This is a genomic window from Streptomyces sp. NPDC050856 (genome assembly GCF_040653855.1).
In the GTDB taxonomy this organism is placed as follows: domain Bacteria; phylum Actinomycetota; class Actinomycetes; order Streptomycetales; family Streptomycetaceae; genus Streptomyces.
Map to the genome: position 1 here is coordinate 221,041 of NZ_JBFAGV010000002.1, position 15,705 is coordinate 236,745.

Here is a 15,705-nt window from a genome sequence, read left to right on the forward strand (position 1 = left end):
AGCTCGGGGCCGGGTTTCACCCCGGCCCCGAATCGCCGTAGGGTTCCCTGGTCGTATCGGCTCGCAGGGAAGACGGTGACGTGGCCAAACTCACGCTCGCGCAGTTGGAGCGGCATCTCTTCGCCGCTGCGGACATCCTCCGCGGCACGATGGACGCCTCCGAGTACAAGGACTACATCTTCGGCCTGCTGTTCCTGAAGCGGGCCAACGACGAGTTCGAGGCGGCGCGCGAGCGGATCCGGGAGAGCGCACCGCGGGGCCTGACCGGGGAACACCTCGAAGGCTGGCTGGAGAAGCCGACCCCCTACAACACCAGTGGCGTCCTCTTCGTGCCGGAGAAGGCCCGCTGGGCCAGGGTCTCGTCAGCCACCCACAACATCAACGAGGAATACCTGCGGCCCGCGCTCCAGGCCCTCGAAGGACAGAACGCCAAGCTCAAGGGCCTCTTCGACCAGCTCGACTTCAACCGCATCGGCGGCTCGGGCGCCACGGCCGGCGCGGCGAAGCTCGCCGACCAGCGGCTGAAGCTGCTGATCGCCCACTTCGGGCGGGTGCGCCTCAGGACGGCCGACTTCGAGTTCCCGGACCTGATCGGTGCCGCGTACGAGTACCTGATCAAGGAGTTCGCCGACACGGCCGGCCGGAAGGGCGGCGAGTTCTACACCCCGCGTGCCGTGGTCCGGATGATGGTCGAACTGCTCGACCCCAAGGACGGCACGCGCATCTACGACCCCTGCGTCGGCTCGGGCGGCATGCTCATCCACGCCAAGGAGTACGTGGAAGAGCACGGCGGCGACGCCACGAACATGTTCTTCGCGGGCCAGGACGCCAACAGCGGCTCCTGGATCATGTCCACGATGAACATGGTGCTGCATGGCGTCAGCACCCGCTTCGACCTGCGGACCGGCGACACCCTGTCGGAACCGGCGCACGTCCCGAAGTCGGACGACGACCGGTATGACGGCGTGCTGAGCAATCCGCCGTTCTCCATGGACTACTCGTACGAGAGCTACCCGCACAAGGCCGAGCGGGCGAAGTACGGCGCGACGAGCGAGCGCGGCAAGGCCGACCTGATGTTCCTCCAGCACATGCTCTGGATGACCAAGCAGGAGGGGAACGGCGGCATGGTCATCACGGTCATGCCGCACGGTGTGCTCTTCCGGGGCGGCGGCGAGCGGGACATCCGCGCCGAGCTGATCGAGAAGGACGCCATCGAGGCGGTCATCGGTCTCGCCCCGAACCTCTTCTACGGCACGGGCATCCCCGCCTGCATCCTGGTCCTCCGCCCTCCGGGCAAGAAGGACCGCGACCGCGAGGGCAAGATCCTCTTCATCAACGCGGACCGCGAGTACCACGCGGAGCGGGCGCAGAACGTACTCCTCCCCGAGCACGCCGAGAAGATCGTCACCACGTTCCGCGCGCAGGAGGATGTACCCGGCTTCGCCCGGTGGGTCGACCGCGAGGAACTGCGGGAGAACGACTACAACCTCAACATCCGCCGGTACGTCGACAACACGCCCCCGCCGGAGCCGCATGACGTGCGGGCCCACCTGACGGGCGGGATGCCGCGCGCCGAGGTAGAGGCCAAGCAGGACCTGCTCGACGCGTACGGGATCCGGCTGGAGGACCTGTTCGCGGAGCGGGACCCGGTGGACCCGGCGTACGTCGACTTCCTCCCGGAGGACGAGCGCCCGGATGCGGCCCGGCTGGCGGAGCTGGCCCGCCCCCGCGAGGAGGCGCTGCGGACGGCCTTCGCCAAGTGGTGGGACGAGGAAGCCCGCCACCTGGAGGCCGTCGCCGCCACGGACGAGCGCCTGGCCGACCTGACGGCCTCGGAGCGCAAGGCGGCGCTGATGGCCGTACGGGGTTCACTGATCGAGTCGTTCGTGAAGCGGCTCGGCGGGATCGGCCTGCTCGACCGGTACGCGCTCGCCGGCGCGGTGGCCGGCTGGTGGTACGAGGCCAAGTACGACTTGCTGGCCCTCTCGGAGAACGGCTTCGCCGGAGTCCTCGACGGCTGGGTCGAGAACGTCGAGACGATGCTCGCGCCCGAACAGGACCCGAAGACGCGGAAGCTGCGCAAGCGCACGGCGGCGGAGCGGCGCCAGGCGTACGACCACAAGGTGGTCGCGGCGATCGTCCCGGAGTTCCTGTCGGAACTGGCGGAGGCGGACGCCCGCAAGGCGGAGCTGGACGCCCGCTGGAAGGAACTCAACGCGGAACCCTCGGAGCCGGGGGAGGACGGCGAGACCGAGGCTGACGAGGACGCTGTCACACGGGAGCGGGTCGAGCTGAGTGTGGAGCAGCTCGCGGAGCTGGCGCACGTGAAGAAGGAGCGCACGAAGACGGCGGCGCGGGTCAAGAAGCTGGAGGCGGAGTTCTGGTTCCCCTGGCCGGACCCGGCGAAGCTGGCGGAGGACCCGCCGAGGCTGATCGCGGCGCGGAAGCGGTTGGCGGAGGACCCGGAGGGGGAGCGTCGGGTGGTCCTTGAGCTGCTGCGGGACGACCTGGCGGGAAAGCTGGAGGGGCATGTGGTGCGGCGTCGACGGGAGTTGATCGACGCGTACGGGGTGTGGACGGACAAGTATGCGGTCTCGCTGACCGAGATCCGCGCAGAGCGCGAGCGCGCGGCGGCGATGCTGGACGGGTTCCTGAAGGAGCTTGGGTATGCAAAGTGACGCTCGTACTGACTGGCCGCTTCGACGCTTGACAGACCTGGTCAGCCTGCCCGTTGGCCAGGTCGATCCACGCATGGAGCCGTACCGCAACCGTGTGCTCTTGGCACCGGACCATATAGAGCCCCGGACCGGGAAGATCATCAAGCGAGAATCTGCAGCGGATCAAGGTGCGTCGAGCGGCAAGTACGTGGTCCAGCCCGGGGACGTGATCTTTAGTAAGATTCGTCCGGCTCTTCGCAAGGTCGCTCTGGCTGATTTTTCTGGTACTTGCTCGGCGGACACGTACCCGTTGAGGCCAGGCGAGGAAATTACATCAGGCTTCCTGATGGTGGTGCTTCTGAGTGAGCATTTTTCCCGCTACGTCGAATCCCTATCGGGGCGCACCGGAATTCCGAAGGTGAACCGAGTCGATTTGGCCGGGTACTTCTTTCGGCTCCCGCCATTGCAAGAGCAGCGTCGGATCGTCGAGGTGATCGACGCGGTGTCGGCGCAAGAGCGTGCGATTGAGGCCTCGATCGCGAAGCTTCAGGTGGCTCGGGAAGCCGCGGCTGAGCAATATCTGGGTGCTGTTGGGCGGGAGATCCTGCTGGAGAAATCCCTAGTCTCACTGGAGGTTGGAGTTGCTTCAGTGGGGCCCGAGGCCATTCCGGCTGCTGGTGAATGGGGCGTTATCAGGCTTGGGGCGGTGACCAGTGGGAAATTCGATTCAACGCAGACAAAAAGGCTGCCTGACGGAATCAAGGCACGCCCGGAGTATGAGATTCGGAACGAAGACATCCTGATGGTGCGCGTCAACGGCTCCGTGGACCTCGTCGGCTCGGTATGCGTGGCCGAGAACGTCCCTCCCCGGCTCATGTTGTCGGATCTCGTTTTTCGGCTGAAGCCGAAGGCGGATGTTTTCACTGCACGATACCTGAGCGAGGTGCTGACGGCTCCGTTGGTTCGGCGGCGGATCGTAGGCCGTTTTCGGGGTACCAGCGGGCAGTTTCAGCTGCCGAAGTCTGAGCTGAGAACTCTCCCCGTGCCCTCTCCGGGTTTGGAGGTCCAGCGTGAGATCTGCCGAGTGCTCGACGGGTTTGACGTCGTGATCGCTCGCGAGGCAGTCGAGTTGGTTAAGACGGGACGTATGAAGCAGGCGCTGGTGGACAGGATGCTCGTGAGGGACGGGGTTACCGCCCAGTCTTGAATGTGCTGACAAACGAGGACCAGCTGGTCGCGGTGAAGACAATGGCGGGGCCGTGGGGGTTCTTTGAGTCGCGGACCGGGACGCCCGACAGGTATCCGTCCAGGACCTCGACGCAACTTCCCGACTCGTTCCCGCTGTGCGACGACTTGCGCCAGCCGCTCAACGTGGAGGCGTCTGCGATGGTGTGCTCACTCATGGTCTTCGTGTTCCTTCGAGATCGCCCGCATCAGGGTCAGTGACTCTTGCGAGGGCAGTGCCTCGCCCAGCGCCAGATCGTAGACGCCTTGTAGGCGCTGGACCACGGACGGGGAGTCGTGCAGCTTGCCGACTGAGACGCCTTCGCTGTACGCGGTCGGTGGCTGGTCCTCGAACCACATCAGCGTCAGCATGCCCTGCATGAGCGGATGGACGCCGAGGCTTACGGGAAGGATGTGTACACGTACACGCCTGCTCTCTACCAGCTGGATGATGTGCGCGGTCTGTTCAGCCATGACCTCTCGGCCACCGACCGGGCGCCGTAGGACCATCTCGTCCAGCAGCGCCCACACTACGGGCGTCACCGGGTCTGCCAGGACCTTGGATCGTTCCATCCGTGTGACAACGTGCCTGTCACGTTCTTCGTCACTCCTGGGAGGGAAGGTCGTGCCCAGAACCGCACGCGCGTACCCCTCTGTCTGGAGGATGCCGGGCACGAAGGCGAAGGCGAACTCTCTGATCATCGTTGCCTGCTGTTCGAGTTGACGCGCGGGCTCGAAGTAATCGGCGATCGTGTCGTCATCCTGCGGCAGGAAGCTCTGCAGCACATTCCCCGTGCCCAGCGCCCTGTCCAGCCTCCGCGCGTCCTCCTGGGAGGGAATCCGGCGGCCCGCCTCGATGTGGGCAATGTGTGAGCGCGTCATGATCGCGGTATCGGCCAGCTCCTGCTGGGTGAGGCCGGCCGCCTCGCGCTGGGCCTTCAGCCACTCGCCGTAGACGTTGGTCATCGTCAACTCCCTTGTGACAAACACTGCGTCACACCGAACCCCCTGTTCAGGGTAGCCATGCCGGTCTCACGCTGTGAGGGAATCGCTACAGAGTGCAGTTCCGGCGAGTAGATGCGCCCGGCGGAGCCGCACACGCGAGACCCCCGCGACCGAGGTGAGCGGTCCGGGGGCGTGGCCCTCAACTACATGGGAGTTGACGATGTGTTGCACATTATCGCCCGGATGCTCGACCCGCTGCTGCGGCTCCTGTGGCCTCCGCCACCCGGACGCCACCGTCCGCTATACGCCCACATCCTCCCTGTGGGCCCCCTGCCTGAACCCGGCCCCAGGCCTGCCCCCGCCCCGGAGCCATACCTGCGAGGAGAGGACAGCCCCCTCGTCAGGCCCTATCTCCTCGCCCACGAGCGCCGTCAGGACCAGGCCCGGCGTCAGCGAGGCCGTCGCCGTGCCCTCTGGCTCGCCGTGCACGGCATCGACATCGGCCCCCGCGTCATCCACGGAAGGGAGGTCGCGGCATGATCCGGCACACCACGCAGGCCGCTCGGCTGCTCCCCTGGACCGGCGACGAGGGGAAGCCTTGTTATCTCCTCGGTGACGGCGAGGGCTACGTCTCCCGTGTCGCCGACAACATCGAGAGCGTGCAGCTCGGCATGGCCGCCGATCTCCTCGGTCACGTCGAGGACCTGCTGAGCGACCGCTCGGCCACGCCCGAGCAGCTCCGCTACGTCGTGGCCCGCCTGTCGGAGTCCCTGCGCGAGGTGCACCGCGTCGCACGGAGCCGGGGCGCCCGTCTGATCGGAGGCGCCGTTCGCGCCGATCACCCCGAATAGCCGGAACTCTCCGGCGGCTTGAACTCTCGCCCGCCCCCAGCCCATCACGCAGAATGGATCGCCTGCACGGGTGTGGTGGGCGGGCGAGAGGCGTGGGGGAATGGCGGCGATGCAGTTCGAGCGGGACGAGGTGGAGCGGCCGACCGTCGCGCAGCTGCAGGCGATGGGCTGGACGCACATCCCCGGCAAGGACGTCGGCACGCTCGATGCCGGTGCCCCGTTCCTCGACGACCAGCTCATCAAGGCACTGCGCCGCATCAACGTCCGGGCCGACGACAGCCGGCCGTGGATGGACCTGACAGATATCAGGCGGTCGATCTCCGAACTCGCCTCGGTCTCCCTCGGCCAGGGTGTCGACGCGGCCAACCTCGCCGCCACCGACCTCCTCCTCAGCGGACTGACGCTCTTCAACCCGTCCGCCGCGCATGGCGGTCCGTCCGCCACGGTCCAGTACGTCGAGTGGCACGAGGAGCGCGCCGACCGGAACGAGTTCACCGTCGTCGACCAGCTCCGCGTACGGAACCGGTCCGGTGACGTGTCGGTCCTCGACATCGTCCTCTTCGTAAACGGCATTCCGCTCGTCGCCGTCGAGTGCAAGAGCCCCGACCTCGCCGACCCGATCCGCAGCGCGGTCCTCGATCTGCGGCACTACGCCGGATCGCCCCTCCCCGACGACGAGCGGGACCCTGCCGGGCTGCTGCCCGCAGGAGTCCCGGAGCTCTTCCGTACGGTGCAGCTGCTCGTGGCCGCGACGGCGGAGACCGCCTATCTCGGCACGATCACCTCCACCCCGGAGCACTTCCACCCGTGGCGGAGCGTCGAGCCGGAGGACGCGGCCGCGCTCGCCGCCGAGCTCCCCGACGGCGTCGACAAGCTCAACGAGCGCCACAAGCTGGTGGGCGTCGTCCTGCGCCCGGCGGCGCTGCTCAGATTCGTCCGGCACTACGTCATCCCGATGGCCGTCCCGACCGAGTCGGGCGGCGCCCGGACGGTCAAGGCCGTCGCCCGGCACCAGCAGTACCGGGCCGCCGAGAAGGCCGTCCGCAAGCTGCTCACCGGCAAGGCGCGTGGCGGACCGGTGCTCGACGACGAGCGCGGGGGTGTCATCTGGCACACCCAGGGCTCCGGCAAGAGCCTCACCATGACGTTCCTCGTCCGCCGGATCCATCTGCACCATCGGCTCAGCGAGTTCATGGTGGTCGTCGTCACCGACCGGACGCAGTTGCAGGAACAGCTCGCCGGCACGCTGCGGCTGAGCGAGTCCGAGGTGGAGACCGCCAGGAACGCGGCCCAGATGGAGGGGTTGCTGCGGGACGGCGGTCGGCGGGTCGTGTTCGCGATGATCCAGAAGTACGGGGCCGGCGGCTTCACCTTCGCCGCCGAGGCGGAGGAGGACGGCGACGACCGGGACTTCGCCGCCGAGTACGACGACGCGGAGAAGGCCCGGCGGGAGCGGCGCGCGGCGAAACTGCCGCCGGTGCCGAACTTTCCCGAGTGCAACACCTCGCCCAACATCCTCGTCCTCGTCGACGAGGCGCACCGGTCCCACACAAAGCTGCTGCACGCCGCCCTGCGCAAGGCGATCCCCAACGCGGCGAAGATCGGCTTCACCGGCACCCCCATCATGACCGGCAAGGCCGAGGACACGCGCCGGATCTTCAGCGGCGGCCCCGACCGGGGCTTCCTCGACGAGTACCGCATGGCGGACGCCGAGCATGACGGCGTGGTCGTCCGCATCCGCTACGAGGGCCGCACCGGCGAAGGCACCGTTCTCGACCAGGAGGGCCTGGACCGGCGCTTCGAAGACCTCATCAAGGACCGCAGCGAGGAGGAGCGGCGCGAGCTGCTCCACCGGTGGCCCACGGAGAGGGACGTCGCCGAGTCGACGCCGATGATCCGTGCCAAGGCCGAGGACATGCTGGAGCACTGGGTGACCACGGTGCTGCCGGGCGGCGGCTTCAAGGCGCAGGTCGCGGCGGTCAGCCGGAAGGCGGCCGTCGAGTACCACCACGCGCTGCGGGCGGCGCGGGACTCTCTGCTGGCCGAGCTGGCCGAGTTCCGTCCGGAGTCGATCGCCGGGACGCCGATCGAGCAGATGGACCGGCGGACCCGCTACCTCTTCCAGGCGTACCCGTTCCGGTCGCTGCTGCGGCGGATCGACTTCGTGCCGGTCGTCTCGCCCGGCACGGAGCGCAAGCGGCGCGAGTGGCTGCACTGGACGGACCCGGTGCGGCAGGCCGCGTACATCGAGCGGTTCCACAAGGCGTTCCCCGTGCTGTCGCCGGAACCCGACTGGGTCGTCACCACGCCCTTCCACGCCCCGGCGAACGAGCCTCAGGCCCCGGCGGCCACCGGGGGCAACCCGTGGTCCGAGGAAGGCACCGACCCGCGCGGGAGGCCGAACACGGAACCTGACCCCGTGCACCCCGAGAGCCCCATCGCCTTCCTGATCGTCAAGTCCATGCTCCTCACGGGCTTCGACGCCCCGCGCGAGCAGGCGCTCTACCTGGACCGGCCGATCCGGGACGCAGAGCTGCTCCAGGCCGTGGCCCGGGTGAACCGGCCCATGCCGGGCAAGGAGATCGGGTACGTCGTCGACTACTACGGGGTCTTCGAGCACCTGACCAACGCGCTCGCCGACTACAAGGCGGCCGACGTCGACGACACGATGCGCAGCATGTCCGTGGAGATCAAAGCTCTGGAACCGGCGGCGGAGGAGGTGCGCCGGTACCTTCGCGACCACGCCGGTGTCATCGACGCCGACCTCGTCGACTTCGCCGCCGTGCGGTCCGCCGCCCTTGCCTTCGACGACGAGACCGTCCGCCAGGGCTTCGATCAGGTCCTGCACGAGTTCCTCGCCACGCTGGAGCGGGTCCTTCCGCATGAGCGCGGCCTGGACTACGTGGGCGAGGCCCGCCGCTGGGGGCTGCTCCAAAAGCGGATTCGTACTCTCCACCGCGATGCGGCGGGCGGCGCCTTCACGATGCGCATGTACGGACGCAAGGTGCGCTCGCTGGTCGCCGAGCACCTGGAAGGCCCGGAGATCGACCAGGTGATCGCCCCCGTGTCGCTGGCGTCGCCGCTGTTCGACGAGAAGGTGCGAGCCATGCCCGCGCGCGAGGCGGCGGCCGAGATGGGGCATGCCCTGCGCTTCCACCTGGAGGAGCGGGTGAAGCGTGAGGACCCGGAGAAGTACGCCAGGCTCTCGCAGCGGCTGGAGGAGATCCTGCGCCAGATGCCCGGCCGGTTCGAGGACCAGATCCAGGAGTTCGGGCCGCTCTTCGAACAGGTGCGCCGGGAGACGGAGGAGGACCCGAGGCTGGCGGGACTCACTCGGCTGGAACAGGTGGTGTACCGCCTGCTGGACAGGGACGCGGTGGAGAACCCGGACATCGACACGAGCGGGGCGGACCTGCGGGCCATGGCCGAAGCGGTGTGTGAGACGGCGGCCCGGATCATGGGCAAGAAGTCCTACCAGGGCCAGGATCAGGACATCACCCTTCTCGCCGGTGAGATCGAGACCGCGCTTCTCCATCACGGGGTGCTGCCGGGCGACTCGGGATGGGATCCGCTCAGCGCGCTCGCCCAGGGACTCGCGGCGTACGCCAACGGCAACCAGGACTCGTTCCGGGCGAGGCTGAGGGGAGAATAGGTAGAGTGACCGCCTCCACCGTCGACTCCGCCTCACCGGTCGCCCTCGCCGAGGGCGACCGGCTCGCCGTTGACGGTTTGGTGCTGGACGTACGCGTCAGCTCGCGGCGGAAACGGTTCGCGCTCACGGTGGAGCTGGACGCAGAGGTAACGCTGCACGCGCCCCAGGGGCGTCCCGCGGCCGACGCGGCGGACTTCGTCCGGGCACACCGGGCCTGGGTAGCGGACAAGGTCGCCCTTCGTGAACGGACCCGCCCGCTGACCCCGCCCAAGCGCCTCGTGGAGGGCGAGGTCTTCCGCTACCTGGGGCGTACGTACCGGCTCACCGTTGACCATGAGTGCGCGGCGGAGGCGCCTGTGCGGCTGGTCGCCGGACGGCTCGTTCTCAGCGCGGCGCAGGCCTCCGAAGCCACCCGGGGGCGGGCGGCGCTCACCGCCTGGTACTGCCGAGCCGGCCGACGGTGGGCCGTGGGACGTCTTCAGCCGTGGGCGGCCCGCATGGGAGTGCCCGAGCCCGACCTGGACGTGTCCGACCTCGGGGGACGCTGGGGGAGCTACCGGCCCGGTGCCGACAACCGGGAGAAGGGGCGCATGAGTCTCGGCTGGCCGCTGTTCCAGCTCCCCATGCACCTCGTGGACTACGTCGTGGCCCACGAGCTCGCCCACGTCAGGATCCACGGCCACGGCTCGGACTTCTGGGCGCTGCTCGGCCGGGCCCTTCCCGAGTACGAGGAGCGCAAGGCGGAACTCGACGAGCTGGGGCGGCGCATGTGGATGGGGGACATCGCGGCGTAGCTCCGGCGGCCGAAGCCCCGGTGTCTGCCCCAGGGGTCACCACCACCGCAGCGCGAACCACAGCTCCATCCGCGCCTCCGCGTCGTCCAGGTCCATGGCCAGCAGCGCCGCGCACCGGCCGATCCGCTGCCGGACCGTGTTGCGGTGCACCCCCAGCGCCGCGGCCGTGCGGTCCCAGCTGCCGTGCAGGGACAGCCAGGTGCGCAGGGTCTCCGTCAGGGGCTCCGGCAGCGGGGCCAGGAGCGCGCGGGCGTACGCCGCCGCCTCGTCCGGGTCCAGCAGGGCGCCGATGCCGCCGGGGCGGTGCCGGGCCAGAGGCAGGTGTGCCGCCCGGCCGCGGCGCAGGGCGCGGGCCGCCTGGAGGTCCGCCGCGCCCAGCCCGTCGGCGTCCACCGGGGCGCTGGCCCCGAGGGTCCAGCCCGGGTGCGGGGCGACGTCGCGGCCGGCGGGCAGCAGCGCCCGTACGGTGCCCTCCCGGGCGTCCACCAGCGGCGTGCCCAGCGGGGGCGGGGTGTGCGGCGGGGCGCCCTCGCCGCGCGCGTGCACCACGGTCCACGGGGCGTCGCCCAGGAGCGGGGCGACCTCGGCGGGGGCGGCGCCCAGCAGCAGCCGGACCAGGGCGGCGGAGCGCGTGGCCTCGTCGGCGCCCTGGTGCGGAGCGGTGAGCAGCGACAGGAGGACCACCGCGACGCCCGCGATCGTGTGGTCGCCCGCCTCCCGGCGCCCCGAGGCGAGGCCCAGCGCGAGGCCCTGGCCGCCCCCGAGGGCGTAGGCGGCGAGGTGGGCGCCGCCCGCGGTGTCGGCCGCCGAGGCGGGGCGGGCGCCGGTGTGCAGGACCCGCACCAGGCGGGCCAGTGCCTCCCGGGCCGCAGGCTCCACGGGCCGGCCCGCCGCCGCCCGCTCCGCGCCGTCCGGGGCGTACAGCGCGGCTCGCCCCGCCAGCCGGGACGCCAGCGCGCGCAGGACGGCGGGCACCGGGTCGGGGCGTGCCGCGGCGGTGGCGAGCGACTGCTGCGCCTCCGTCACCCGGCGCAGCTCCCGGTGGCGGGCCTCCGCCATGAGGCGCCAGACCGCGCGCCCCACCGCCGCGAACGGCGTCCTGGGCGGTACCTCCAGCAGCGGCAGCCCGTGCCGGGCGCACGCCGTGACCAGGCCCTCCGGCACCGTGTCGTACACCGGCGTCACGCCGAAGCCGAGCGCCGCCGCGCCCGCCTCGACGACCCGCGCGACGTACCGCTCGGGGTCCGTGAGCTGCACGCCCGCCGTCATCAGCAGCTCGCCGCCCAGCAGGTACGGGTAAGGGTCGGCCATCTCGGAGGTGTGCACCCAGTGGACGTCGGTCCCGAGCGGCCCGGCGAGCAGTCGCAGGCCCAGCTCCTCGAGGGAGAGCAGCGCGCTCAGCGGGACCGGGGGCGCCGGTGGGGCGGGCACGGGACCGGCGGCGGGTTCCGTCATGGACGCTTCCTCCATCCGAAGCCCTGACAATGGAGGAAACGTACACTTCAGCGCCGCGCCTGGGCCACTTACTGTCGTCCCGACCGGCCATGCACACTCGAAGCAGCGCATACCCGGACGAAGCAGTACCTGACGACCGAAAGAAGGCCAACCGATCATGAGCAGCACCCACGAGACGCCGCGCGGCCCCATCGACTCGTCCCGCGTCCCGCGGTACGCCGGACCGGCGACGTTCGCGCGGCTGCCGCGCCTCGACGAGGTCGGCACCGCCGATGTCGCCGTCGTCGGCGTGCCCTTCGACTCCGGGGTCTCCTACCGGCCCGGCGCCCGGTTCGGCGGCAACGCCATCCGTGAGGCGTCCCGGCTGCTGCGCCCGTACAACCCGGCGCAGGACGCCTCGCCCTTCGCGCTCGCCCAGGTCGCCGACGGCGGAGACATCGCCGTCAACCCGTTCAACATCAACGAGGCCGTGGAGACCGTCGAGGCCGCCGCCGACGACCTGCTGGGCACCGGTGCCCGCCTGATGACCCTGGGCGGCGACCACACCATCGCCCTGCCCCTGCTGCGCTCGGTCGCCAAGAAGCACGGCCCGGTCGCCCTGCTCCACTTCGACGCCCACCTGGACACCTGGGACACCTACTTCGGCGCCGAGTACACCCACGGCACCCCGTTCCGCCGCGCCGTCGAGGAGGGCATCCTCGACACCGAGGCGCTGTCCCACGTCGGTACCCGCGGCCCGCTGTACGGCAAGCAGGACCTGACCGACGACGAGAAGATGGGCTTCGGCATCGTCACCTCCGCCGACGTCTACCGGCGCGGCGCCGACGAGGTCGCCGACCAGCTCCGCCAGCGCATCGGCGACCGCCCGCTGTACATCTCCATCGACATCGACTGCCTCGACCCGGCCCACGCCCCCGGCACCGGCACCCCCGAGGCGGGTGGCATGACCTCCCGCGAGCTGCTGGAGATCCTGCGCGGCCTGGCCTCCTGCAACCTGGTCTCCGCCGACGTCGTCGAGGTCGCCCCGGCGTACGACCACGCCGAGATCACCTCGGTCGCCGCGTCCCACACGGCGTACGAGCTGACGACGATCATGTCCCGCCAGATCGCCGCGGGCCGCGCCCCGGCCGCGGAGTAACCCCCCGCGCCCGGCCCGCCCCCGGGGTGCGGAACCATGAGGTCCCGGCCCCGGGGACCCGCACGGCCCACCTGCGGAACCTGTGGCGAGTGAGCCGAAGGGGCACGGTGATGTCGAAAGGGACGGGTCCCCCCCCCGCCGGGGCAGGGGGACGCGGAGGTTCCGAGCAACGAGGAACCGAGCACGATCGACCGTCGACATCGCCGACAGGCGCCCCGGAGGCGAACCGAGCCTCGACAAGGAGAAGGCGTGACCCACGACCACGACCTCGTGCTGCGGCCCACCGCCGCGCAGACCGATGCGGCGCTCCATCCGCCGGCCGGCCGTACCGGTGGGGACCTCGTCGTCGAGACGCTGGCCGGGCTCGGGGCCACCACGGTGTTCGGGCTGCCCGGCCAGCACGCGCTCGGCATGTTCGACGCGGTGCGCCGCTCCGGCCTCCGCTACGTGGGGCTGCGCGCCGAGAACAACGCGGGCTTCGCCGCCGACGCCTACGGCCGCCTCACCGGTGAGGCCGCGCCGCTGCTGCTGTCCACCGGGCCCGGCGCCCTGATGTCGCTGGCCGCGCTCCAGGAGGCGGCCGCCGGCTCCGCGCCGGTCCTCGCCATCGGCAGCCAGGTCCCGGCCGCCGGGCTGGGCGGCGGGCGCCACGGCTACCTGCACGAACTGCGCGACCAGCAGGCCTCGTTCCGCGACATCGTCAAGTCCGTGCACACCGCGCGGACGCAGTCGCAGATCCCGTCCGCGATCGCCGCCGCCTGGCAGTCCGCGCTGACGGCGCCCCACGGCCCGGTCTGGGTGGAGATCCCGCAGGACGTGCTGTCGGCCGGGACCGTCCTCCCCGTGGTCACCGCCATGGACGCCACCCCCGCCGACCTCGCGCCCCGGCCCGAGCTGACGGCCGTCGCCGCGCACCTGCTGGCGAACGCCGAGCGGCCCGTGATCGTCGCGGGTGGCGGAGTCGTACGCGCCGACGCCTCCGGCAAGCTCCTGGCCCTGGCGGAGCGGATCAGCGCACCCGTCGTCACCACCTTCGGCGGCAAGGGCGCCTTCCCCTGGGAGCACCCGCTGTCCCTCCAGTCCTGGCTGGAGGACCGGCACACCACCGACTTCCTGGAGGACGCCGACGTCCTCCTCGTCGTCGGCTCCGGGCTCGGCGAGCTGTCCTCGAACTACCACACCTTCGCGCCCCGCGGCCGGGTGATCCAGATCGAGGCCGACCCCGGCAAGCTGGAGTCCAACCATCCCGCCATCGGCATCCACGCCGACGCGCGGCTCGCCCTCTCAGCCCTCCTGGAGACGGTGCCGGTACGGGAGGACGAGCACGCCGCCGGCCGGGTGCGCGGGGTGCTGGAGAAGGTCCGGGACCGGATCGACGGACAGGACCTCGCCCTGGAGCGCCAGGTCCTCGGCGCCGTGCGCGAGGCCCTGCCGGACGACGCGCCCAGCTTCTGGGACATGACGATCCTCGCCTACTGGGCCTGGTCCGCCTTCGACGCCCGCCGCCCCAACACCATGCACTCCGCCCAGGGCGCCGGCGGCCTCGGCTACGGCTTCCCGGCGGCGCTCGGCGCGGCGGTGGCCGACCCGACGCGGCCCGTGCTGGCCGTCTCCGGTGACGGCGGCGCCATGTACTCGATCGCGGAACTGGCCACGGCCCGCCAGTACGGGCTGGACGTCACCTGGCTGATCGTCGACGACGGCGGCTACGGCATCCTCCGCGAGTACATGACGGACGCCTTCGGCGAGGCGACCGGCACCGAGCTGACCCGCCCGGACTTCGTCGCGCTCGCCGAGTCGTTCGGCGTCCCGGCCGTCCGGACGACACCGCGGGACCTCCGCGAGGACCTCGCCAAGTCCCTTGCCGGACCCGGCCCTTCGGTGGTCGTGCTCCCGGCCCTGCTGCGGATGTTCGCGCCGACGCACCTGTGACGGGAATCGCGCGGGGCCGGCCGAACGCACTGGCCCCGCGCGTACAACTTTTCGCGCGCCGCCGAGTCTTCTGATGCGTGAACCGACTCTCCATATCCCGCCGCAGGCGCGGGGCCGTGTGCGCCGCGGTCGCCCTCGGGGTGCTCCTGCCGACCGCCGCCACCGTCACGCCCGCCACCGCCGCCACCCCGGCCGTGGCGTGCACCTCCCAGCGGGCGGGCCTCGCCGCCAAGCTGGTGCAGGACATCACCGCCGCCCTCAAGGGGCGCACGTCCACCACCGCGATCCTCGTCAACGACCGCGTCACGAAAACCAGCTGCGTACTGCGCCCGGACACGCAGTTCGACTCCGCCAGCGTGGTCAAGACCACCGTGCTGGCCACCCTGCTGTGGGACGCGCAGAAGTCCAAGCGGGCCCTGACCGCGACCGAGAAGTCGCACGCCGTGGCCATGATCACCAAGTCCGACAACAACGCCACCAGCGCGCTGTGGAAGCAGCTGGGCGTGACCAAGGTCAAGGGCTTCCTCACCGCGGCCGGCATGACCAGGACCGTCCCCGGCTCCGGCGGCTACTGGGGCCTGACCCAGATCACCGCCCGTGACCAGCAGAAGCTGCTGGCGCTGATCACCGCGAAGAACACCGTCCTCACCGACGCCTCACGCGGCTACATCCTCGAACTGATGAACAAGGTCGTGCCCGAGCAGCGCTGGGGCACCCCGGCCGGCGCGCCCAGCACTGCCAAGATCCACGTGAAGAACGGCTGGCTGCCGCGCTCCACCCACGGCTGGCGCGTGCACTCCATCGGCGCCTTCACCGGCACGGCGCACAACTACCAGATCACCGTGCTCACCCACGGCAACGCGACGATGCAGGACGGCGTCAACACCATCCAGGCAGTCGCCCGCGCCGTCCACAAGGACCTCAACCCGACGGCCGGCGCCCGCATGATGTTCACGCCGCCCGCCGCGCCGCAGGAGTCGATCCCGCCGGTGCCCGAGACCGGTCCGGCGCGCTGAGAAGGGGTCCCGGCCGGCCGGCGGACCGGCCGGGACCATCC

11 protein-coding genes are annotated in these 15,705 nt (G+C 70.7%); 8 read left to right on the top strand and 3 right to left on the bottom strand.

Annotated features, from left to right (window positions below; genetic code table 11):
• Positions 1-80 precede the first annotated feature (80 nt).
• Both AB0H53_RS02895 and AB0H53_RS02900 read left to right on the top strand, forming a co-directional pair.
• Positions 81-2,678 carry a class I SAM-dependent DNA methyltransferase gene (locus AB0H53_RS02895; protein WP_362106146.1) on the top strand — a complete coding sequence of 866 codons (2,598 nt, stop codon included), beginning with the start codon at positions 81-83 and terminating at the stop codon, positions 2,676-2,678.
• Complete coding sequence (locus AB0H53_RS02900; RefSeq protein ID WP_362106149.1) at positions 2,668-3,864, top strand: restriction endonuclease subunit S; 1,197 nt, start codon at positions 2,668-2,670, stop codon at positions 3,862-3,864. The genes AB0H53_RS02895 and AB0H53_RS02900 overlap by 11 nt, the downstream gene beginning before the upstream one ends.
• On the opposite strand, the gene AB0H53_RS02905 is transcribed toward AB0H53_RS02900, so the two are convergent.
• Both AB0H53_RS02905 and AB0H53_RS02910 read right to left on the bottom strand, forming a co-directional pair.
• Entirely contained in the window at positions 3,848-4,060 is a 213-nt protein-coding gene (locus tag AB0H53_RS02905; protein WP_362106152.1) for a DUF397 domain-containing protein, read from the bottom strand. The two genes, AB0H53_RS02900 and AB0H53_RS02905, sit on opposite strands and share 17 nt — an antisense overlap.
• A complete protein-coding gene (locus tag AB0H53_RS02910) occupies positions 4,053-4,847 on the bottom strand; it encodes a helix-turn-helix transcriptional regulator (protein WP_362106154.1) in 795 nt (264 codons plus the stop codon). Before AB0H53_RS02910 ends, AB0H53_RS02905 begins: the two co-directional genes overlap by 8 nt.
• A gap of 515 nt (positions 4,848-5,362) precedes the next feature.
• On the opposite strand from AB0H53_RS02910, the gene AB0H53_RS02915 reads away from it, so the two are divergent.
• The 3 genes from AB0H53_RS02915 (at position 5,363) to AB0H53_RS02925 (ending at position 10,123) form a co-directional block, all read left to right on the top strand.
• A complete protein-coding gene (locus AB0H53_RS02915) occupies positions 5,363-5,677 on the top strand; it encodes a hypothetical protein (RefSeq protein WP_362106157.1) in 315 nt (104 codons plus the stop codon).
• Between the two features lie 100 nt (positions 5,678-5,777).
• The gene (locus tag AB0H53_RS02920; protein ID WP_362106160.1) at positions 5,778-9,329 is read left to right on the top strand and encodes a type I restriction endonuclease; all 3,552 of its coding nucleotides are present in this window, start codon (positions 5,778-5,780) and stop codon (positions 9,327-9,329) included.
• Positions 9,330-9,334: 5 nt separating this feature from the next.
• Entirely contained in the window at positions 9,335-10,123 is a 789-nt protein-coding gene (locus tag AB0H53_RS02925; protein WP_362106163.1) for a SprT family zinc-dependent metalloprotease, read from the top strand.
• 36 nt (positions 10,124-10,159) lie between these two features.
• Here AB0H53_RS02925 and AB0H53_RS02930 read toward each other — a convergent pair whose 3' ends face one another.
• Entirely contained in the window at positions 10,160-11,578 is a 1,419-nt protein-coding gene (locus tag AB0H53_RS02930; protein WP_362106166.1) for a PucR family transcriptional regulator, read from the bottom strand.
• Between the two features lie 157 nt (positions 11,579-11,735).
• On the opposite strand from AB0H53_RS02930, the gene speB reads away from it, so the two are divergent.
• From speB to AB0H53_RS02945, 3 genes are all read left to right on the top strand, one after another.
• Positions 11,736-12,716, top strand: coding sequence for an agmatinase (gene speB, locus AB0H53_RS02935; protein ID WP_362106169.1), 981 nt, complete (start codon positions 11,736-11,738; stop codon positions 12,714-12,716).
• 249 nt (positions 12,717-12,965) lie between these two features.
• Positions 12,966-14,648, top strand: a complete 1,683-nt coding sequence (locus tag AB0H53_RS02940) for a thiamine pyrophosphate-binding protein (protein ID WP_362106171.1) — start codon at positions 12,966-12,968, stop codon at positions 14,646-14,648.
• 140 nt (positions 14,649-14,788) lie between these two features.
• A complete protein-coding gene (locus tag AB0H53_RS02945) occupies positions 14,789-15,664 on the top strand; it encodes a serine hydrolase (RefSeq protein WP_362106437.1) in 876 nt (291 codons plus the stop codon).
• Positions 15,665-15,705: the final 41 nt, after the last annotated feature.

Coding starts and splice junctions, on each gene's coding strand:
- AB0H53_RS02900 (WP_362106149.1), top strand. CDS start 2,668: ATGCAAAGTGACGCTCGTACTGACTGGCCGCTTCGACGCTTGACAGAC.
- AB0H53_RS02905 (WP_362106152.1), bottom strand. CDS start 4,060: ATGAGTGAGCACACCATCGCAGACGCCTCCACGTTGAGCGGCTGGCGC.
- AB0H53_RS02910 (WP_362106154.1), bottom strand. CDS start 4,847: ATGACCAACGTCTACGGCGAGTGGCTGAAGGCCCAGCGCGAGGCGGCC.
- AB0H53_RS02915 (WP_362106157.1), top strand. CDS start 5,363: ATGATCCGGCACACCACGCAGGCCGCTCGGCTGCTCCCCTGGACCGGC.
- AB0H53_RS02920 (WP_362106160.1), top strand. CDS start 5,778: ATGGCGGCGATGCAGTTCGAGCGGGACGAGGTGGAGCGGCCGACCGTC.
- AB0H53_RS02930 (WP_362106166.1), bottom strand. CDS start 11,578: ATGACGGAACCCGCCGCCGGTCCCGTGCCCGCCCCACCGGCGCCCCCG.
- speB (WP_362106169.1), top strand. CDS start 11,736: ATGAGCAGCACCCACGAGACGCCGCGCGGCCCCATCGACTCGTCCCGC.